Source organism: Paraburkholderia sp. DHOC27 (genome assembly GCF_003429005.1).
Classification (GTDB): Bacteria; Pseudomonadota; Gammaproteobacteria; order Burkholderiales; family Burkholderiaceae; genus Paraburkholderia.
Window position 1 is genome coordinate 462,093 of sequence record NZ_QVQV01000007.1, and the last position, 19,965, is coordinate 482,057.

The following is a 19,965-nucleotide window of genomic DNA, read 5'->3' on the forward strand; positions in this document are numbered from 1 at the left end:
TTAGCCTGTCACTCCGTAACAAGGCCGAGGTCCGGTTTCTCCCTAAGCTCGTGTTTCGCCGGGTTCGTGGCCGAGTTCGTACTGCGGTGGGTCGTCCTGTTGCTGCCCAGCAGCGGGCGCCGTCTCGCGCACCGCGCAAATGCGCTGGATGAAAGCCGCGCGCGGTTGCGCGAGAAAACCATCCTGAAACGCCACCACGCGTAGCCGCGGCCGCACCGCATCCAGCAGTTCACCGGCCCGCAATAAAAAGGCCGGATTGGATGGCTTACCGACCGTTTCATTGCCTTGCGCGAACGTCTCGTAGATGAGGACACCGCCCGGCGCCAGCGCATTCAGCAACGCACCGAACAGCGGGCGATGCAGATAGTTCGTCACCACCACGGCGGAGAATCGGGCGTCGTCCGGCAGCGGCCACGGGGCGCCTTCCAGATCGGCGGTCAGCGTGGTGATGTGCGCTACATCGCGCATCGTGGCGAGCGCTGCGGCATCGCGATCGAGCGCCGTTACCGGATGCCCGCGCGCCGCAAACCAGCGGGCGTGCCGCCCTGCCCCTGACGCGACATCGAGCACCGAGCCGCCCGCGGCCACCAGATGCGCCCACTTGCGCACCCAGCGCGACGGCTCGCCGAGCGTCGCGTGGGATTGAGAGGCGGTGGTTTCGCTCATGGCTGCACAAATAGACAGATCAATGCCGACGCGCGTTGAAGCAGATCGTGCTCATGCTCATGCTTCGCGCGCCTCGATCATTGCATCCATCAGTTGTAGGAGAGGCCCATCGCCTCGCGTACGTCACGCATGGTTTCGGTGGCGAACTTGCGGGCCTTGTCGCAACCGTCGGCCACGATCGCGCGCAGCAGCGACGGATCGTCCATGTACTTCTGCGCTCGCTCGAGCATGGGCTGCTGTTCACGCAGGATGCCTTCGATCACCGGTTGCTTGCACTCCAGACAGCCAATGCCCGCCGAACGGCAACCCTTCTGCACCCATTCGTGCGTGGTTTCGTCGGTGTAGACCTGATGCAGTTGCCACACCGGGCATTTGTCCGGATCGCCTGGATCGGTGCGGCGCACGCGCGCCGGATCGGTCGGCATGGTGCGGACTTTCTTGCTGATCGTCTCCGCGTCCTCGCGCAGACCGATCGTGTTGCCGTACGACTTGGACATCTTCTGCCCATCCAGACCCGGCATACGCGAAGCTTCAGTCAGCATGGCCTGCGGCTCGACCAGAATGATCTTGCGCGAACCTTCCAGGTAGCCGAACAGTCGCTCACGGTCGTTCATGGACAGGCTTTGCGACTCCTGCAACATGGCGCGCGCCTGCTCGAGTGCTTCGTCGTCACCTTCCTGCTGATAGGCGTTGCGCAGTTCGTGATACAGCTTCGAGCGCTTGCCGCCGAGCTTCTTGGCGGCTTCGTTCGCCTTCTCCTCGAAACCCGGTTCACGGCCGTACAGATAGTTGAAACGGCGCGCGATTTCGCGCGTCATCTCGACGTGCGGCACCTGATCTTCGCCGACCGGCACCAGCGAGCCGCGATACAGCAGGATGTCCGCCGCCATCAGCACCGGATAGCCGAGGAAGCCGTAGGTGGACAGATCCTTGTCCTTCAGCTTCTCCATCTGCTCCTTGTAGGTCGGCACGCGTTCGAGCCAACCGAGCGGCGTGCTCATGCCGAGCAGCAGCGCCAGTTCGGCGTGCTCCGGCACCTTGCTCTGGATGAACAGCGTGGCCTGCGCCGGATCGATGCCCGAAGCCAGCCAGTCGATCAGCACTTCCCAGACGTTCTTTTCGATCACCTCGGGGGTTTCGTAGTGCGTCGTGAGGGCATGCCAGTCCACCACGCAGAAGAAACACGGATACTCGGATTGCAGACGGACCCAGTTTTTCAGCACACCGTGATAGTGGCCGAGGTGCAGGGAGCCGGTAGGCCGCATGCCGGAGAAGATACGGTCAGGGAACATGGTTTTATTGAAAGAGCGAAACGAGGGGAGTCAGGATAGCGGTGACAGCGTCGTAACCCAAGTTGACGAGCGGCGCCAGCCAGTAACGGGTCAGGATACCGGTCATCACCAGTGCCATCACGATAAAGAAACCATACGGCTCGAGGCGCGCCAGTGCAATGGCCTGACGCGGCGGCAACAACGCGGTCACCACGCGGCCGCCGTCGAGTGGCGGCAACGGGAACAGATTGATCACGCCCAACACCAGATTGACGCCCACGCCGGCCGCCGCCATGCGGTTAAAAAACGGCTCGTCCACGCTCAGCACCGCGAGCGCAACACCGAATACGCCCCACACCAGCGCCTGCACGAAATTGCACATCGGACCGGCCAGCGCCACCCACAGGCTGCCCCAGCGCGGATTGCGCAGATTGCCGAAGGCCACCGGTACGGGCTTGGCGTAACCGAACATGAACGCACCGCTGGTGGCGAAATACAGCAGCAGCGGAATGGCGATCGTGCCGAGCGGATCGATGTGACGCATCGGATTGAACGACACCCGGCCGAGCACGTAGGCCGTATTGTCTCCCAGCAGACGCGCCACATAGCCGTGAGCGGCTTCGTGCAGCGTGATGGCGAAGATGACGGGTAAAGCGTAGACCGCGACGGTCTGAATCAGGGAAGAGTCCATAGCCTGCTATTGTAACAACGCGATTGCGTGCGTCTGTCCGCTTTCGCTCACGCGGGCTGTTCGAGGCCAAATGGTGCGAGGCTCCCACGCCCTGCCCGCACCAGCACGGGTTCCGCGCCGGTCAGATCGACGATGGTGGACGGCTCGCACGGGCACGGACCGCCGTCGATCACCAGATCGAGTTGCTTTTCGAGGCGCGCGCGGATTTCCTCCGCGTCGTTCAACGGCTGGGTTTCGTCCGGCATGATCAGGGTTGTGCCGAGCAGCGGCTGACCGAGTTCTTCGAGGATCGCCAAAGTGATGGCGTGATCGGGCACCCGCAGTCCGATCGTTTTGCGCGACGGATGCGAAAGGCGCCGCGGCACTTCCTTGGTGGCCTGCAACACGAACACGTAGGGCCCCGGCGTCACGGACTTGATGAGCCGGTACTGACGGTTATCGACCATCGCGAAGTTCGACAGCTCGGACAGATCGCGCACCAGCAACGACAGCAGTTGCCGCTCGTCGAGTCCGCGGATGCGGCGCAGGCGTTCCACGGCGTCCTTGTCGTCGAGATGGCAGGTGAGCGCGTAGCTGGAGTCGGTCGGCATCGCGACCACGCCGCCGTCGTTGATGATCTGCACGGCCTGCTTGATCAGGCGCGGCTGCGGATTATCCGGATGGATCCGAAAGAATTGGGACATGGTGATGGATGGATGCGGCGCGGCCGCTGGCTCGAAAAGGGGCTGTGCGCGATGCGTGCAAGGCAGACAATGAACGGAGCGTGTGCGTTTTCGAAGCAAGCCGCGGAACCGCTCGCGGAATCACGCGCAAAGCCCCTCGCGCTTTCCCCTTCGCGGGCACGCCCCTCGCGTGACGTCACAGCCAGCGTTCCCACACGGGCTTCAGATCGGACGGCAGCGGCGGCAGGCTGCCCAGGTCGACGCGGCCTTCGCCCGCCGCGTGAAAATCCGAGCCGCGCGACGCTTCGAAGCCGAAGCGGCGCGCCACGTCCGCGTATTCGCGATACTGATCTGGCGTGTGGCTGCCGGTTACGACCTCGATCGCCTTGCCGCCCAGTTCGATGAATTCGCCGAACAAGGCGTCGAACTCGACCGGCGTGTATTCATAGCGCCCCGGATGGGCGATCACCGCTTCGCCGCCTGCCTGCTGGATCCAGCGTACCGCGTCCGTGAGCTTGGACCAGCGGTGCGCGATATAGCCGGGCTTGCCGTCGCCGAGGAAGCGCGTGAACGCATCCTGGGTGGATTTCGCGTAGCCGTGTTCGACCATGAAGCGGGCGAAGTGCGTGCGCGAGATCATGTCCGGATTGGAAACGTATTTCAGCGCGCCCTCGTAGGCATTTGGAACGCCGAGCGTTTCAAGCAGTTCGCCGATGGCCTCGGCACGCGCAGCGCGACCGTTACGGGTGCGCTCGAGACCGTCGATCAGCGCCTGGCAATCGGGATCGATGTTCAGCCCGACGACGTGCACCGTACGCGAGGCCCATGTCACTGAAATCTCGACGCCCGCGAGGTAGCCCATGCCGAGCTCCTCCGCGACGCGACGCGCCTCGTGCTGGCCGCCCACCTCATCGTGGTCGGTCAGCGCCCACAGCGTGACACCGCCCGCGTGGGCGCGGCGCGCGACGTCGGCGGGAGCAAACTGGCCGTCGGAGACAGTGGAATGGCAATGCAGGTCGGCGTTCATGAGCGTCTTAAGAAGGTTCTGCACTCATTTTACTGCAACGCAGTAAATCAAAGCGGGCGATTGATTGGCCCTTTATTGGACCCTTTTGCTCCGCCGGGAAAGTCGCTTTGCCCGAGCCGCATGGCCGCCACGCCTTCGTTCTTTGGCGCGGTTTCCGTTGGATTTCCTTTGGCATCGCATCGGCCCCGCGTTGACGATCTTTCGGAAACCCTTCGCGGCAATCCTCTGGGATCGGCCCGCCCTCCGCAGGCACCAGGCAGGGCGCTTTGCTAATCACGCCCCTTTCAATGCCGCCCTACTGAAGCCTGGTCCGAGCCCCGTCACGCGCAAAACGCCTCGATCAGCGCCGCCACCTGTTCTGGCTGATCGTGATGCACCATGTGGCCGGCATCCTCGATGATCTTTTCGCGCCAGTCGGGGAAGGCGCTGAAGCGCGCCTTGAATTCGTCGAGCGGAATGTCGCCGGCGATCTGCGCGAGCGTGGGTGACGCAACAGCTTCGACGTGCAGGACACGGGCTCGCACTTTGGCCCAGACCGCCATCACTTCGTCGAGACGGTACAGCAGCGGCCCGCGCAGCTTGTGCGCCGGGTCGGCCAGCAGCATGAAGCCGCCCTCGCCGTCCGGCTTCGACCAGTGTTCGGCAAGAAAGCGCGCGCGCTGCGGCGCGAGGCGCGGATTGGTTTTAGTGAGCCGCGCGGCGACTTCCTCGAGCGACGCGTAATGTCTTAGGCGCGGCGGCTCACGCAATTCGTCGAGCCAGCTACGCAGCCTATGCGGTGACTGCGCCGCCTTCCCCGGCGCGAGACCAAAGCCCTCCAGGTCCACCACGCGCCGCACCCGCTCGGGGCGCACGCCGGCATACAGGCAAACCACGTTGGCGCCCATGCTGTGCCCGACCAGATTGACCTCGCCCGATGGCGCGTAGTGGTCGAGCAACGCGTCGAGGTCGGCCAGGTATTCCTGGAACCAGTAGGTGCTGCCACCGTGTTCCGCCACCGGCCAACCGGAAAGGCCGAAACCCCGTGCGTCCGCCGCGATCACCTGCCAGTCGCCACCCAGCGCGTCCACCACGAACTGGAACGACGCTGCCACGTCCATCCAGCCGTGCAGCATGAAGAGCGTGGGGGCATGCGGATTGCCCCATCGCCGCACGTGAAGGCGAACGCCACGGACGGTCAGGAAATCGGACTCGGAAGAGTTCATGGACAAGGCGTACCCGAAAAAAAAGAATGGTCGTTCGATTATAACGAGATAGCGGGCATTGCGCTTGGGATGGCGAGTGCTAGCCTCGCGCCGGAACCGCCGTTTCTAGGGGTCTTCATGGTGTTTCGGACCTGGCAGTACAACTTGGCTCATACCCCTCGAGGCTTCAGGCCCACCTCGCTCACTCGCCGACCGCCTCAGTCCACCGTTGGCGCACCGGCTTCGAGCCCGGCCAGCGCCGCCAATTCAGCCTCGTCGAAACCCGCGTCCCGACGCGCCTCGAAGTTGAACGGACCGCGCAAGCGGGGCGCGTGATATTGCCCGGCGAGCCGGGTATAGGTGATGTGCGGATCGAGCGCGCCCGCCTCGCACAGGTGCCGGAACCAGCGATTACCGATCAGCACGTGACCAATCTCGTCACGCAGGATCACGTCCAGTATCGCCGCCGAGGCGTGATCGCCCGCCTGTTGCAGACGCGCGCGAATCGGCGGCGAGGCGTCGAGACCGCGCGCCTCCAGCGTACGCGGCACCAGCGCCATGCGCGCCAGCACGTCGCCACGGGTGCGCTCGCACATGTCCCACAGGCCGTCGTGAGCGGGAAAGTCGCCGTACGCGTGGCCGAATTCCGCAAGCCGCTCGATCAGCAGCGAAAAATGATGCGCCTCTTCCGCCGCCACCTTGAGCCAGTCCGTGTAGAACGCGACCGGCATGCCGGGAAAGCGCCAGACAGCGTCGAGGGCGAGGTTGATGGCGTTGAATTCGATATGCGCGAGGGCATGCAGCAACACCGCCCGCCCTTCCGGCGATTGCATGCTGCGCCGCCCGAGCTTGCGCGGCTCGACCAGTTCGGGGCGCTCGGGACGCCCCGGCAAGTCGGAGGGCTCGTCGAGAGCGATAGCGGACGAACAGATGGCGCGACCGTCCAGCACGGCCGCATACAGGCTGCGCGCGGCGGCGGCCTTGACGAGCGGGTCACGCTCACGCAATGAGGCCAGCGCATCGCGGCGGGCGCAAAACGGAGCGGAAGTCGTCAAGGGCGTGGCGGAATTCATCAGGAACGGGCAAAGGAAACGGTGTGCAGCCGCATAGTGGCGGGCCTACACAACCGTTTACAATACCCGATTCGATTGCATGGCGCGTTACGCTGACGCGTCCGGGAAACCCGCCGGGGAAGTCAGTGCTGGTCAACGGTGGTCGTGCCGAACGGCTGGAAAGCGGCCGGAAAAAGCGGCTCTGAAAGGCAGCAGTCAATGCCAGCGGCAAACACGCCGCTGCGGCAGGACCCTGACGCTTTCCACGCCGCACCGCGTTGAGCCGCAAAGCACCCGCGACGGCAAGCGGCAGGCGGCACAGCACCGGGAGCGCCCAGCCAGACCCTGCGCCACCCCGCATGCGAAACGCAGGACGGCCGCAGCCCGCGCCGAGGCGCAAGCGCTCATCCACACAGGAGACACAATGGCAATCTACAAGCTTGGCGATGCAGCCCCGACCATCCACGAAAGCGTGTTCGTCGCGGATACGGCGACCATCATCGGCAATGTGACCCTCGAAGAAAACTCGAGCGTGTGGTTTGGCGCGGCGTTGCGCGGCGATAACGAGCCAATCACGCTTGGCGCGGGTAGCAATATTCAGGAAAACGCCGTGCTGCACACGGACGCCGGTTTTCCTCTGACCATTGAAGCGAATGTGACCGTCGGCCATCAGGCCATGCTGCACGGTTGCACCGTCAAGGAAGGCGCGCTCATCGGAATTCAGGCGGTGGTCTTGAATGGCGCGGTAATCGGCCGCAACTGTCTGGTCGGAGCGGGCGCCATCGTGACCGAGGGCAAGGTGTTTCCCGATAACTCGCTGATCCTGGGCGCGCCCGCCAAAGCGGTGCGTGAACTGACCGAGGCGGACATCGCCCGCATGCGTGACGGCACCACTCACTATGCCGAGCGCCGGGCCTATTACAAGGCGCAGCTCGTACGGATCGGCTAATCACGCCGCGACGTGCGACGCGCCGGCGCAGCAGCCTGCTGCGCTATTTGACCGAGGAAATGTTGTGAACGACCAGTTGCAAAAATTCATGTTCAGCGCGGCGCCGGTGCGTGGCGAAATCGTTTCGCTGCGCAATACCTGGCAGGAAGTGCTGACCCGTCGCGACTATCCGGCGCCGGTGCGCACGGTACTCGGCGAAATGATGGCCGCGTGCGCGCTGCTTTCCGCGAACCTCAAGTTCGACGGCACGCTCATCATGCAGATTTTCGGCGACGGTCCGGTCAAGATGCTGGTGGTGCAATGCAGTTCGGACCTGTCGATGCGCGCCACGGCCAAGTTTTCCGGCGATGCCGACAGCACGATCAGCGACAGCACCTCGCTCATTGATCTCGTCAACGCGAGCGGCCACGGCCGCTGCGTGATCACGCTCGACCCGCGCGACAAGCAGCCCGGCCAGCAGCCCTATCAAAGTATCGTGCCGCTGTCGGGCGTCGATGGCCCGCTCAAGTCGATGGCCGAAGTGCTCGAACATTACATGCATCACTCCGAGCAGCTCGACACCCGTCTTTGGCTCGCGGCCAATACGGAGCGTGCCGTCGGCATGCTGTTGCAGAAGCTGCCGGGCGACGGCGGCATCGTCCCGCATCCGGGCGAGCTCGACGCGGACACGTGGGAGCGCGTGTGCGTGCTGGGCGGCACGCTGTCGCAGGAAGAACTGCTGAAGGAAGAGCCGGAGACCCTGTTCCGCCGCCTCTTCTGGCAAGAGAACGTACAGCATTTCGAACCCGCGCCGGCGCGCTTCGAATGCACTTGTTCGCGCGAAAAAGTGGGCGCGATGCTGAAGATGCTCGGCCGTGAGGAAGTGGACAGCGTGCTCGAAGAACGCGGCCACGTGGAGATTCACTGCGAGTTCTGCAATCAGCGTTACGAGTTCGATCCGGTGGACGTCGCGCAGCTTTTCGTGGCAACTGAACTGTCGCAGGGCGTGTCGCCGGCTGCGCAGCAGCGGCATTGAAGTGAGACGCTGCCCGTCACTGCGGTGTGCGGCGGGCGGCTGATAGCAGGGCTATTTAGAGAAGACGGCGCAGCGCAGTGCGTGTCGCGAGCGCCACTCAGTGCGCCACTCAGTGCGCCACTCAATGCGCCGGTTTGGCTTCCTTGGACGCAACGTCCTTCGAGCCTTTATGCTTGCGATCCGGCTTCGCACGCGATTCCGGATTCGGCACGACACGGACGGGCGCGGCCGACACTTCACCACGCGTCGAGGTAGTCGGTGAAGCATTGCTCGGCGTCGGCAGCGGCGCGTTGGGCGCCACGAACTGCACGAACACTTCGCCGTCTTTCACCATCCCCATCTCATAACGGGCGCGTTCTTCGACCGCCGCGGTGCCGGTTTGCAGATCCTGCACTTCCCCGCCGATCCGCTCGTTACGCAGCTTCTCGTCGTTATTCTTCTGGAGCTGTTGCGCCAGTTCATTCTGGAGTTCATGCACGCGCAGCCAGCCGCCATGCCCCCACCAAAGCGGGTACTGGATCAACACCAGCAGTACGATCAGGACAGCAGTGACAAGCCGCATGAGGTCAGCACGATAAATACACGCCGCCCTGCGCTATACGCAGGGCGGCGTGCTGAATCAAAAACGAAGGATAACCGGCTCAATGGTCAAGCCCGGTGGTCAAGACGGGCGTTCAACGCAGATTGTAGAACGCCGACTTGCCCGGGTAGCTCGCGATATCGCCCAGATCCTCTTCAATACGCAGCAACTGATTGTATTTGGAGATACGGTCGCTGCGCGAGAGGGAACCCGTCTTGATCTGACCGGCGTTCAGGCCGACCGCGATATCCGCGATGGTCGAATCTTCGGTTTCGCCCGAACGGTGCGAGATCACGGCCGTGTAACCGGCGCGCTTGGCCATTTCGATGGCGGCGAAGGTTTCCGTGAGCGTACCGATCTGGTTGATCTTGATCAGGATCGAGTTGGCGATGCCCTTCTCAATGCCTTCCTTCAGGATGCGCGTGTTGGTGACGAACAGGTCGTCGCCCACCAGCTGGATCTTCTTGCCGAGCTTTTCGGTGAGGACTTTCCAGCCGGCCCAGTCGCTTTCGTGCATGCCGTCTTCGATCGACACGATCGGGAATTTGTCGGCGAGCGCGCCGAGGTAGTCCGCGAATTCCGTCGACGACAGTTGCAGGCCTTCGCCCGCCAACTGGTACTTGCCGTCGTGATAGAACTCACTCGCTGCGCAGTCGAGCGCCAGCAGCACGTCTTCACCGGCACGGTAGCCGGCTTTCTCGATAGCCTGTACGACCGTGGAGAGACACTCTTCGTTGCTACCGAAGTTCGGTGCGAAACCGCCCTCGTCGCCCACTGCCGTGCTCATGCCGCGATCGCTCAGGATCTTCTTCAGCGCGTGGAACACTTCGGCGCCGCAACGCAGTGCTTCGCGGAAGGTCGGCTGGCTGACCGGCACGATCATGAATTCCTGGATGTCCAGGCTGTTGTTGGCGTGCGCGCCACCGTTGACGATGTTCATCATCGGCACCGGCAGTTGCATCGCGCCCGAGCCGCCGAAGTAGCGGTACAGCGGCAGGCCGGCCTCTTCAGCGGCGGCCTTGGCCACGGCCATCGAAACAGCCAGCATGGCGTTGGCGCCGAGACGCGACTTGTTGTCCGTGCCGTCGAGTTCCAGCAGCGTCTTGTCGAGGAAAGCCTGCTCGGAAGCGTCGAGGCCCATGATCGCCTCGGAGATTTCCGTGTTGATGTGCTCGACCGCCTTCAACACGCCCTTGCCGCCGTAGCGGCCGGTTTCACCGTCGCGCAGTTCGATGGCTTCGCGCGAACCCGTCGATGCACCCGACGGCACCGCAGCGCGGCCCATCGTGCCCGATTCGAGCAGCACGTCACATTCGACGGTGGGGTTGCCTCGCGAATCGAGAATCTCCCGACCGATGATATCTACGATAGCACTCATGGTTTCCTCAAGAAATGACGTTGGATTCTTACGGTGAAACAGCGTCCGGCGTACGAAGCTGCGCCTCTAACCGGACACTTTCGACGACCATTGGGTTCGAACGATAAGCAGACGCGCTGTCCCGGTCAATACGGCTCGTGACCTGGTACAGCGCATGGAACAGCATCAGTTGAAGTCGCTTTCAAGGAACGGCGCGCGCTTCACCGCCTGATCGAGCGTCAGCAACGTTTCGAGCAGGTCGGCCATGCGATGCAGCGGCACGGCGTTCGGGCCATCCGACTTGGCTTCCGCCGGCTTCGGATGGGTTTCCATGAAGAGCCCCGCCACGCCCGTTGCTACTGCGGCGCGCGCGAGTACCGGCACGAACTCGCGCTGACCGCCCGAGCTGGTGCCCTGACCGCCCGGCAACTGCACCGAGTGGGTGGCATCGAAGACAACCGGCGCGCCGGTTTCGCGCATGATGGCCAGCGAGCGCATGTCCGACACGAGGTTGTTATAGCCGAACGACACGCCGCGCTCGCACGCCATGAAGCGGTCTTCGGAAAGACCGGCTTCTCGCGCAGCCTCACGCGCCTTGTCGATGACGTTTTTCATGTCGTGCGGCGCGAGAAACTGGCCCTTCTTGATATTGACCGGTTTGCCCGAACGCGCGCAGGCATGGATGAAATCGGTTTGACGGCACAGAAACGCGGGCGTTTGCAGCACGTCCACCACGGAAGCGACCTGTTCGATCTCGGACTCGCTGTGCACGTCCGTCAGAACCGGCACGCCCAGTTGCCGCTTCACTTCCGACAGAATGCGCAAACCTTCGTCCATGCCCAGACCGCGAAACGACTTGCCGCTGCTGCGGTTGGCCTTGTCGTACGACGATTTGTAGATGAACGGGATGTTCAGCTTCGCGCAGATTTCCTTCAGACGCCCGGCGGTGTCGATCGTCATCTGCTCCGATTCGACCACACAGGTGCCTGCGATCAGGAAAAACGGCTTGTCCAGTCCGATGTCGAAATCGCCCAGTTTCATGCTTTCTCCTCGACGCTCGACATTTGCAGTTGATGCGCCAGCGCCGCTTCGACAAACGACTTGAAGAGCGGATGACCGTCACGCGGCGTCGAAGTGAATTCCGGGTGGAATTGCACGCCGACGAACCACGGGTGCATGCTGCGCGGCAGTTCCATCATTTCCGGCAGATCTTCGCTCGGCGTGCGCGCGCTGATCACGAGGCCGCCCGCTTCGAGTTGCGGCACGAAGCGGTTGTTGACTTCATAACGGTGACGGTGACGCTCGTTCACGTCCTTGCCGTAGATCTCTTCGGCCATCGTGCCGGGTTTGATCGGGCAACGTTGCGAACCGAGACGCATCGTGCCGCCGAGGTCCGACTCTTCGGTGCGCTTTTCGACGCGGCCGTCACGGTCGTACCACTCGGTGATCAACGCAACCACGCGGTTCGGCGTGTTCTGGTCGAACTCGGTGCTGTTGGCGTCCTTCAGGCCCACCACGTCACGCGCGAATTCGATCACGGCGAGCTGCATGCCGAGGCAGATGCCGAGGTACGGCACCTTCGCTTCGCGTGCATAACGGATTGCAGCGATCTTGCCTTCGGTGCCGCGACGGCCGAAGCCGCCCGGCACGAGTACCGCATCCAGATGCTTGAGGCTGTCGACGCCTTGCGTCTCGACTTCTTCCGAATCGATGTATTCGATGTTGACCTTGGTCGAAGTATGAATCGACGCATGGCGCAGCGCTTCGATCAGCGACTTGTACGACTCGGTGAGGTCCACGTACTTGCCGACCATGCCGATCGTGACTTCGTGCTTCGGATGTTCGAGCTTCTCGACCATTTCCGACCAGATGGACAGGTCAGCGGGCTTCGGCGTGAGCTTGAGCTCTTCGCAGACGATCGCGTCCATGCCCTGGTCGTGCAGCATTTGCGGAATCTTGTAGATGCTGTCCGCGTCCCACACGGAGATCACCGCGTCTTCCGGGACGTTGGAGAACATCGAGATCTTGGCGCGCTCGTCGTCCGGAATGCGGCGGTCGGCGCGGCACAGCAGCACGTGCGGCGAGATACCGATCTCGCGCAGCTTCTGCACGCTGTGCTGGGTAGGCTTGGTTTTCAGTTCGCCGGCCGTGGCGACCCAGGGCACCAGCGTCAGGTGCACGAAGCACGCGCTGTTGCGGCCAAGGCGCAGGCTCATCTGACGCGCGGCTTCGAGAAACGGCAGCGATTCGATGTCACCCACGGTGCCGCCCACTTCGACGATGGCGACGTCCGGCTCGCCGCACGTGGCCGACGCAGCGCCACGTTCGACGAACGCCTGGATTTCGTTCGTGATGTGCGGGATCACCTGCACGGTCTTGCCCAGATAATCGCCGCGGCGTTCCTTGCGGATCACCGATTCATAAATCTGGCCCGTGGTGAAGTTGTTGGCCTTGCGCATCTTCGTGCTGATGAAGCGCTCATAGTGGCCGAGGTCGAGGTCCGTCTCCGCTCCGTCTTCCGTCACGAACACTTCGCCGTGTTGAAACGGGCTCATCGTGCCGGGGTCGACATTGATGTAGGGATCGAGCTTGAGGAGGGTGACTTTGAGACCGCGCGATTCGAGGATCGCGGCGAGGGAAGCGGCGGCAATACCCTTGCCGAGGGAAGAAACTACGCCGCCGGTGACGAAAACATATTTGGTCATCGCTGGATGCTCGCGGGAAAAACGGATTATACCGTAAAGCAGGGTCTCAACCCAGCGAAATGCGCGACGCACGCACCGATCCCGCACCGTTTTTTGCCCGGCATTGCACTGCCCTGTCATCCATGCGTGGTAGCGGCTATGTCACTCGCTGCGTTCGAGTTCGCGCAACATCCTTTGCACCGCGCGCACGGTTTCGAGCGGCTTTTCCATAGGGAACAGATGGCTGCCTTCGATCCATTCCAGATGGGTGCCTGTTACACGGCGGGTGGCTTCGAGCCCGGCCTGACGGATTTCCTTCGAATGCGTTCCGGCGATGAAGCCCACCGGCACCGGCGCGCCGCGTGCGAGCCGCGAACCGAGCGTATGCGGCAAGGTCTTGTAGATCCGGTATTCAGTGCGCCGGTCGAAGGCAAGCGCGCGCGAGCCATCCGGCGAGGACTGCGGAATGCCGAAGTCGATATAGTCGGACAACATCCGTTCGTCCCAGCGGGCGAACGCGGGTTTCGAGTGGAAGTGCCGCCATGCTTCGTCGCGGCTCGCCCATTGCGTGCGGCGCGAACGGGTGGCCGCCGCGGGCGAAAGGCGCTCGTCGAGTCCCGTCCATTGCGACACGCGCAGCATGCTGCTGCGCCAGCCGGCGATCACCGGCGAATCGAGCATCACCACGCCGCGCACCCACTGCGGTTTCTTGAGCGCCGCCATCAAGGACAGATACCCGCCCAGTGAATGACCGAGCAGCCAGACCGGCTGCTCATACGAGCGGCTGATGTCGTCCAGCAGTTGTTCCACCAGATGCGGCCAGTCCTGCGTGACGGGAAAGCGTACGTCGTGACCGATGCGCTCGATGAAACGCACGTCGTAGTCGTCGGCCAGTTCGGCGAAGATGGTCCGGTAAGTGGACGCGGGAAAACCGTTCGCGTGCGAGAAGTGAATGATGTTTTTCAATGCTGCTGTCTCCGTTCCTGATTCTGTTGTTCGAAGCGCACGGCGGGTTGCGCCGTGGCTTTCTTCAATCCATCCAGTACCGGTGATGCGCAGTGTGGTAGCGTTCGAGCGTGAGCGTTGCCGTGGGTCCGGTTGCATTTGGCGCCGTAGCGCCTGCTGCGGGTTCGCTATGCGCCGCGCCGTCTTGCGTCAGCGCGCCCTCCGCCACGATTTGCACGGCGCCGTCCTCGTCGCTGCGTGTCAGTTCGATGTGCCGCGCCAGATAGCGCTCGAAGACTCCGGGGTTGGGGTGGTGAAAACGGTTGCGATAGCCTACCTGAAATACCGCAATGAGCGGCTCGATAGAGTCGAGGAACGGCTCGGTCGAAGATGTCCTGCTGCCGTGATGCGGCACGACCAATATCTGGGCACGCAAGGCGTCGCGATTGCGGGCCAGCAGAATGCGCTCCTGCGGCGCTTCGATGTCAGCGGCAAGCAGCGCCACGAGAGGCGGTGGCGTAGTTGCCGTACTCGCTGCGCTCGTCGTACTTACTGAATCTGCCGTGCCTTCCGCGCTTCGGTGGCCTTCACCCCCACGCTGCCCCGCCGTGCTGACACGCAACACACAACAGTGATCGTTCGGCTTGCCTTGCAGCGGTCCCGCATCAGGCCACAGCAGGGTGAAATCCACGCCATCCCATTGCCAATGCTGGCCGGCCGCGCACGGCACCGTCTGCGCCCCGCTCGCTTTTGCTTTCGCCCACAGCGCGTTGGACGGCGCCAGCGCGGCGAGCAGTTGCCGCACCTGCACGCCCTCCAGCACGGCAGGCGCGCCACCCGAGTGGTCCGAATCCGCATGGCTGATCACCATCGTATCCAGTGTGGACACGCCGTGCGCCTGCAGATACGGCACCACGACGCGCTCGCCCGCATGCGTCGATTCCGGACCCGGTCCCGCGTCGAACAGCAAGCTGTGGTGGGTGGTTTCAACCAGGATGGACGAGCCCTGCCCGATGTCGAGCGCCGTCAGCCGGAACGCGCCCGGCGCCGGCGCGGCGGGCGCGGGCCACAGCAGCGGCAGCCACGTGAGCGGCGCGGCCCAGCGCAACGGCCAGCCGCGCGGCGCGAGGCACCAGACCACGCCGACCGCAGCGGCCGCGAGCGGCCAGACACCTGGCTGCGGCAGGCGCCACAACGTCCATGCTGGACCCGACGCCTTCTGCAGGGCCGTGACGAGCCATACGAGCAGCTCATGCGCGAGGTGAAACGCATGGGCGTCCAATGGCTGGGGCAGCGCGACGCCGGCCAGCACGGCGGGCGTTACCAGCAGACTGACCCACGGAATCGCGAACGCGTTAGCCAACGGTCCAACGAGCGGAATCTGCCAGAACCAGTACACCGTCAAGGGTGCGAGCGCGAGCGTGATGGCCATCTGCACGTGAGCGGCGCTACGCACGCGTTCTATCAAGCGCCGCGATGCTGCACGCAACCAAACGAGGACGGCAGCAGCGGCGCGTGCTTGCCGCGAAGCAGCGTCATCGAGAGCGCCCCCTCCTTGCAGTGCGAAGGCCGCTTTCGCGTCATCGCGCTGGGCGTCATCCAGCACGCGCGGACGCCCCGACATCGCATACAGGATCGCTGCCACCGCGCAGAACGACAGCCAGAAGCCCGCCGCCAGCACCGCCCATGGATCGAGCAGCACCACCAGACCGAGCGCCCATGCAAGCACCACTGAGAGCGCCACTGTGCGCCCACTGACGAATGCCAGCGCCACCACACCCGCCATCCACAACGCGCGCTGCGCGGGCAGGTTGAAGCCCGCGAGCGCGGCATGCATCGCGGCGAACAACGCACCCGCTGATATCGCGACCTTCTGCGCCGGCATCCATAGCGGCCAGTGGCGGCCGATGAAACCCGAGCGCCGCCACCACGCACCGACGAGCCATGCTGCGAGACCCGCGACGAAGCCGATATGCAGCCCCGAGATCGCCACCAGATGACTCGTGCCGGTGCTGCGCATCAAGGCCCAGTCGGCGGCACTGACTTCGTCCTGCGCACCCACCGCAAGCGCCACGACGATACCGCGATGCGGCGCGTCGGCCAGCACCGCATCAATTCTTTCGCGCAACGCGGCGCGCCAGCGATCCACCCAGACAGCGGGGCCGCTTGCATAGCCTTCGAGCCGTTGCGCCGTCGTCGGCACGTTCACGTAACCGGTGGCGCGGACGTTGCGCGCCAGCAAGGCCGCTTCGGCATCACGCACGCCCTCGTTGGCATTGCCGTGCGCGCGTTTGAGCCGCACGTTGAAACGCCAGCGCGCGCCTGGTTCGAGCAAGGGTGGCGGCGCGGCGCCTCTCTGATCGATCCACGACAGTTGCAGCGTGCGCGGAAAATGGATTAACGGCGGGGTGACGGATTCGACGTCGAATAGAAAACGGGCGCCCTTGTCGTCATGAGAGGGCAAGCCGCGAATGGCGCCACTGACTTGCAGGTCACGCCCTTCCCATTCGGTTGGCAGGTTATAGGCGAGTCGCATGTCCGCACGCCACGCAGCGTAGCCAAACCCTGCGCATCCTGCTGCGAGCCACAGCGCGCACCAACCACTCATTAAACGCACGCGCCCGCGTTCACCACGCAAGCCCCAACCGGCCGCGGCAAGCGCCGTCGCTCCGAGCAGGCAAAGCACTAACCAGCCTCGCCAACGTGGCAACGCCGCCTGCTGCTGCAACCCAATGACACCCAACACAAATCCGCACCACACTGGCCGCATGCGCCCTCCCTTCTACCCGTCAACCGGCCGCAAACGGAGCATGCGATCAGGTCAGCTTTGGTAGACGAACAGGACTGCCGGACGCGTGATGCGCCCGGCGCGACACACGGGAACGATTATGCAGAGGAAAGCGCGAGCCGGGGCAGCGCAGCGTGAGCGTTAGCCGTTGTGCCTATGGCAAGCTCATCCAGATCGATGCCGCGCAGTTGCGCGAGGCCCGCGCCGATGGCGGGAATCTGATCGGGCGTATTGCGCTGGCGATACAGCCAGGAAGGGGCGATGTCGGGCGCGTCGGTTTCGACGACCAGCGCATCGAGAGGCAGTTGGGTGGCGAGACGGCGAATTTGCAGCGCGCGCTCGAACGTGAGATTGCCGCCGAAACCCAGATGCATGCCGTGATCGATGAACGCCTGGGCCTGCTGAAAACTGCCATTGAACGCATGGGCGATGCCGCTGTGCACGGCGTGCCTGCGCAAGCCCTTCAGCACCTGATCCTGCGATTTGCGCACATGGCAGATCACCGGCAAGTTGAATTCGTGTGCGAGCTTGAGCTGCTCGTTGTAGAAGAATTGCTGACGATCGTCGTCGAGGCCCGGCACGAAGTAATCGAGCCCGATCTCACCCAGGCCGACGAAGAGCGGGTCGTCGAGACTCGCTTCGATCTCCATGCGCAATGCGTCGAGATCGCCGTCCTCGGCGCGCGGCGTGAAGAGCGGGTGAATCCCCAGCGCGTATGCACCGCCGCGCACCCGATGCGCCAGCTCGCGCACCGTCGCGAAATTTTCGCGCGCCACACCGGGAATCACGATGCGCCCCACCCCCACCTCCACGGCGGCCGCGGCGACTGCGTCACGATCCGCGTCGAACTCCGACGCGTCGAGATGGCAGTGTGTGTCGATCCACATGCGCGGCCTCGGGGAAGGAAGTTACACCGGTACGGTCGGCTCTTCGTACAGCACGCCGTCACGCAGACGCATCGTGCGGTCGCAGCGCGCCGCGAGATCCGGATCGTGCGTGACGATCACGAAACTGGTGTCGAAGGTGCGCGACAGTTCCAGCATCAGGTTGAACACCGTATCCGCCGTGCCGCCGTCCAGGTTGCCCGTGGGTTCGTCCGCCAGCACGCAGGCCGGATTGGTCACCAGCGCGCGCGCAATCGCCACGCGCTGCCGTTCGCCGCCGGACAACTCGCCCGGACGATGCTTCGCGCGGTGTGCAAGACCGACGCGTTCGAGCGTGGCGAGCGCCGTGCGGCGTGCTTCATCTGTGGGAACACGGCGAATCCGCAGCGGCATCGCGACGTTGTCGAGTGCGGTGAATTCCGCGAGCAGATGGTGAAACTGATAGACGAAACCCAGCGCGCGATTACGCAGATCGTTGCGCTCACGCTCGGAGAGTTTGGTGAACGGTTTGCCCAGCACTGAGACCTGACCCGCGCTCGGATCGTCGAGGCCACCGAGTACGTGCAGCAGCGTGCTCTTGCCCGAGCCCGACGCGCCGACGATGGCGAGCTTCTCGCCACGACGCACCGAGAGTTGCGTGTTGTTGAGCACCTGCACGTTCAGGCCGCCCTGAATGAACGACTTCGAGATGCCGGTGGCTTCGAGGACGTACGGATGCAGCGCGCCATCCTGACCCACCGCTTTGGATTCCAGACGATCATTCATAACGCAGCGCCTCCGCAGGACGGACCTTCGCGCCGCGCCAGCTCGGATAGAGCGTAGCCAGCGACGCCAGCACGAACGCGATCACACCGATCTTGATCACGTCGCCCGGCACCAGTTCCGATGGCAGCTCGCTGATGAAGTACACCGAGGGCGGCAGGAATTGCACACCCAACAGATGCTCGATCATCGGCACGAGCCACGGAATGCTCCACGCAATCAGACAGCCCAGCGCCACACCGGTCGCCGTGCCGATAAAGCCGATCGTCACACCCTGCACGACGAAAATCTTCATGATCGAGCCCGGCTGCGCACCGAGCGTGCGCAGGATGGCGATGTCCGCCTGCTTGTTGGTCACTGTCATCACCAACGACGACACCAGATTGAACGCCGCCACCGCGATGATCAGCGTCAGGATAATGAACATCATGCGTTTTTCGATCTGCACCGCCGAGAACCAGGTTTTGTTCTGCTGGGTCCAGTCGCGAATGTAAAGATCACCGGAAAGCGTGCGCGCGAGTTGATGCGCGACCTCCGGCGCCCGCTGCATGTCTTTCAGACGCAGCCGCACGCCCGTGGGCGCCGGCAGCCGGAACAGCACCTGCGCGTCCTGAATGTTGATCAGCGCGAGCGTACTGTCGTATTCGTAGTGGCCGGACTCGAAGATGCCCACCACCGTGAACTGCTTCAGACGCGGCAGCATCCCGGCTGGCGTAATCGTGCCCTCCGGCGCGACGAGGGTGATCTTGTCGCCGACCATCACGCCGAGATTGGCTGCGAGATCGGTGCCGAGCACGATGCCGAATTCGCCAGGCTTCAGGTCGGTCAACTGGCCGCCCTTCATTTCCTTATAGATGTCGGACACCTGCGGTTCGAGCGCCGGATCCACGCCGCGCAACGCGACGCCGCTCACGGCGTCCTGGCGCGTGAGCAGCGCCTGCGCATCGACGTACGGCGCGGCGCCAATCACTTCCTTGTTCTGGCGCGCTTCCTTGGCCGTCAACTGCCAGTTGGGCATCGAACCGGTCGGCGAGAAGATCTCGACGTGCGCGAGCACCGACAGCATGCGGTCGCGCACTTCCTTCTGGAAGCCGTTCATCACCGAGAGCACGACGATCAGCGCCGCGACGCCCAGCGCAATGCCGGACATCGAAACGAGCGCGATGAACGAGATGAAGCCGTTGCCGGTCGTGCGTTTGCCGGCGCGCGTGTAGCGCCAGCCAATCTGCCATTCGTAGGGAAATTTCAAGCGAATCCTTTTCTGCGTTCTGCGATGGCATGCACTGCCACCATGACCGGGCACTCTCCTGCCCTCTTTTAGCCCTTTTTAGAGGTCTTTTAGCCTGTTTTACGGCCTGATTGTGTTCTGATTACGTTCGTTCCTGCTGGGCGGGCTGTTTCGACCCGCTGCCGACCTTATTCGCTGGCTGCGCGGCGGAAGTCATTCG

At 63.7% G+C, this 19,965-nt stretch carries 18 protein-coding genes; 2 read left to right on the forward strand and 16 right to left on the reverse strand.

The window, feature by feature from the left end; all coding sequences use genetic code 11:
* Window positions 1-42: 42 nt before the first annotated feature.
* The 7 genes from D0B32_RS23635 to D0B32_RS23665 all read right to left on the reverse strand — a co-directional run bounded on the left by D0B32_RS23635 (window position 43) and on the right by D0B32_RS23665 (window position 6,556).
* The gene (locus D0B32_RS23635; RefSeq protein WP_117336695.1) at window positions 43-666 is read right to left on the reverse strand and encodes a bifunctional 2-polyprenyl-6-hydroxyphenol methylase/3-demethylubiquinol 3-O-methyltransferase UbiG; all 624 of its coding nucleotides are present in this window, start codon (window positions 664-666) and stop codon (window positions 43-45) included.
* Window positions 667-755: 89 nt separating this feature from the next.
* The gene (locus D0B32_RS23640; protein WP_117336696.1) at window positions 756-1,958 is read right to left on the reverse strand and encodes a tryptophan--tRNA ligase; all 1,203 of its coding nucleotides are present in this window, start codon (window positions 1,956-1,958) and stop codon (window positions 756-758) included.
* A 4-nt stretch (window positions 1,959-1,962) separates the two neighbouring features.
* Window positions 1,963-2,628 carry a site-2 protease family protein gene (locus tag D0B32_RS23645; protein ID WP_117336697.1) on the reverse strand — a complete coding sequence of 222 codons (666 nt, stop codon included), beginning with the start codon at window positions 2,626-2,628 and terminating at the stop codon, window positions 1,963-1,965.
* Window positions 2,629-2,675: 47 nt separating this feature from the next.
* Window positions 2,676-3,311: an L-threonylcarbamoyladenylate synthase gene (locus D0B32_RS23650; protein WP_117336698.1), complete on the reverse strand. Its 636-nt coding sequence runs from the start codon at window positions 3,309-3,311 to the stop codon at window positions 2,676-2,678.
* A gap of 175 nt (window positions 3,312-3,486) precedes the next feature.
* Entirely contained in the window at window positions 3,487-4,317 is an 831-nt protein-coding gene (locus D0B32_RS23655; protein WP_117336699.1) for a 3',5'-nucleoside bisphosphate phosphatase, read from the reverse strand.
* Window positions 4,318-4,637: 320 nt separating this feature from the next.
* Window positions 4,638-5,528, reverse strand: a complete 891-nt coding sequence (locus tag D0B32_RS23660; protein ID WP_181969882.1) for an alpha/beta fold hydrolase — start codon at window positions 5,526-5,528, stop codon at window positions 4,638-4,640.
* Window positions 5,529-5,719: 191 nt separating this feature from the next.
* Window positions 5,720-6,556, reverse strand: a complete 837-nt coding sequence (locus tag D0B32_RS23665; protein ID WP_404935585.1) for a ferritin-like domain-containing protein — start codon at window positions 6,554-6,556, stop codon at window positions 5,720-5,722.
* A 421-nt stretch (window positions 6,557-6,977) separates the two neighbouring features.
* On the opposite strand from D0B32_RS23665, the gene D0B32_RS23670 reads away from it, so the two are divergent.
* Window positions 6,978-7,502: a gamma carbonic anhydrase family protein gene (locus tag D0B32_RS23670; protein WP_117336702.1), complete on the forward strand. Its 525-nt coding sequence runs from the start codon at window positions 6,978-6,980 to the stop codon at window positions 7,500-7,502.
* A gap of 64 nt (window positions 7,503-7,566) precedes the next feature.
* Window positions 7,567-8,517 (forward strand): Hsp33 family molecular chaperone HslO, encoded by a 951-nt coding sequence (hslO, locus tag D0B32_RS23675; protein WP_117336703.1) that lies wholly within the window; start codon window positions 7,567-7,569, stop codon window positions 8,515-8,517.
* A gap of 121 nt (window positions 8,518-8,638) precedes the next feature.
* On the opposite strand, the gene ftsB is transcribed toward hslO, so the two are convergent.
* The 9 genes from ftsB to D0B32_RS23720 all read right to left on the reverse strand — a co-directional run bounded on the left by ftsB (window position 8,639) and on the right by D0B32_RS23720 (window position 19,766).
* Complete coding sequence (gene ftsB / locus D0B32_RS23680; protein ID WP_117336704.1) at window positions 8,639-9,079, reverse strand: cell division protein FtsB; 441 nt, start codon at window positions 9,077-9,079, stop codon at window positions 8,639-8,641.
* A 112-nt stretch (window positions 9,080-9,191) separates the two neighbouring features.
* A complete protein-coding gene (gene eno, locus D0B32_RS23685) occupies window positions 9,192-10,475 on the reverse strand; it encodes a phosphopyruvate hydratase (protein WP_117336705.1) in 1,284 nt (427 codons plus the stop codon).
* Between the two features lie 165 nt (window positions 10,476-10,640).
* A complete protein-coding gene (gene kdsA / locus D0B32_RS23690; protein ID WP_117336706.1) occupies window positions 10,641-11,495 on the reverse strand; it encodes a 3-deoxy-8-phosphooctulonate synthase in 855 nt (284 codons plus the stop codon).
* On the reverse strand, window positions 11,492-13,159 hold the full coding sequence (locus D0B32_RS23695) for a CTP synthase (protein WP_117336707.1): 1,668 nt from the start codon (window positions 13,157-13,159) through the stop codon (window positions 11,492-11,494). Before D0B32_RS23695 ends, kdsA begins: the two co-directional genes overlap by 4 nt.
* A 141-nt stretch (window positions 13,160-13,300) precedes the next feature.
* Window positions 13,301-14,104, reverse strand: a complete 804-nt coding sequence (locus D0B32_RS23700) for an alpha/beta fold hydrolase (RefSeq protein WP_117336708.1) — start codon at window positions 14,102-14,104, stop codon at window positions 13,301-13,303.
* Between the two features lie 64 nt (window positions 14,105-14,168).
* A complete protein-coding gene (locus D0B32_RS23705; protein ID WP_117336709.1) occupies window positions 14,169-16,853 on the reverse strand; it encodes a ComEC/Rec2 family competence protein in 2,685 nt (894 codons plus the stop codon).
* A gap of 116 nt (window positions 16,854-16,969) precedes the next feature.
* A complete protein-coding gene (locus D0B32_RS23710) occupies window positions 16,970-17,758 on the reverse strand; it encodes a TatD family hydrolase (protein ID WP_117336710.1) in 789 nt (262 codons plus the stop codon).
* A gap of 21 nt (window positions 17,759-17,779) precedes the next feature.
* Complete coding sequence (gene lolD, locus D0B32_RS23715; protein WP_117336711.1) at window positions 17,780-18,520, reverse strand: lipoprotein-releasing ABC transporter ATP-binding protein LolD; 741 nt, start codon at window positions 18,518-18,520, stop codon at window positions 17,780-17,782.
* Window positions 18,513-19,766, reverse strand: coding sequence for a lipoprotein-releasing ABC transporter permease subunit (locus tag D0B32_RS23720; RefSeq protein ID WP_117336712.1), 1,254 nt, complete (start codon window positions 19,764-19,766; stop codon window positions 18,513-18,515). Before D0B32_RS23720 ends, lolD begins: the two co-directional genes overlap by 8 nt.
* Window positions 19,767-19,965: the final 199 nt, after the last annotated feature.

Coding starts and splice junctions, on each gene's coding strand:
- D0B32_RS23705 (WP_117336709.1), bottom strand. CDS start 16,853: ATGCGGCCAGTGTGGTGCGGATTTGTGTTGGGTGTCATTGGGTTGCAG.
- D0B32_RS23670 (WP_117336702.1), top strand. CDS start 6,978: ATGGCAATCTACAAGCTTGGCGATGCAGCCCCGACCATCCACGAAAGC.
- eno (WP_117336705.1), bottom strand. CDS start 10,475: ATGAGTGCTATCGTAGATATCATCGGTCGGGAGATTCTCGATTCGCGA.
- ftsB (WP_117336704.1), bottom strand. CDS start 9,079: ATGCGGCTTGTCACTGCTGTCCTGATCGTACTGCTGGTGTTGATCCAG.
- D0B32_RS23640 (WP_117336696.1), bottom strand. CDS start 1,958: ATGTTCCCTGACCGTATCTTCTCCGGCATGCGGCCTACCGGCTCCCTG.
- D0B32_RS23650 (WP_117336698.1), bottom strand. CDS start 3,311: ATGTCCCAATTCTTTCGGATCCATCCGGATAATCCGCAGCCGCGCCTG.
- D0B32_RS23655 (WP_117336699.1), bottom strand. CDS start 4,317: ATGAACGCCGACCTGCATTGCCATTCCACTGTCTCCGACGGCCAGTTT.
- D0B32_RS23645 (WP_117336697.1), bottom strand. CDS start 2,628: ATGGACTCTTCCCTGATTCAGACCGTCGCGGTCTACGCTTTACCCGTC.
- kdsA (WP_117336706.1), bottom strand. CDS start 11,495: ATGAAACTGGGCGATTTCGACATCGGACTGGACAAGCCGTTTTTCCTG.
- D0B32_RS23635 (WP_117336695.1), bottom strand. CDS start 666: ATGAGCGAAACCACCGCCTCTCAATCCCACGCGACGCTCGGCGAGCCG.
- D0B32_RS23695 (WP_117336707.1), bottom strand. CDS start 13,159: ATGACCAAATATGTTTTCGTCACCGGCGGCGTAGTTTCTTCCCTCGGC.
- D0B32_RS23710 (WP_117336710.1), bottom strand. CDS start 17,758: ATGTGGATCGACACACACTGCCATCTCGACGCGTCGGAGTTCGACGCG.
- lolD (WP_117336711.1), bottom strand. CDS start 18,520: ATGAATGATCGTCTGGAATCCAAAGCGGTGGGTCAGGATGGCGCGCTG.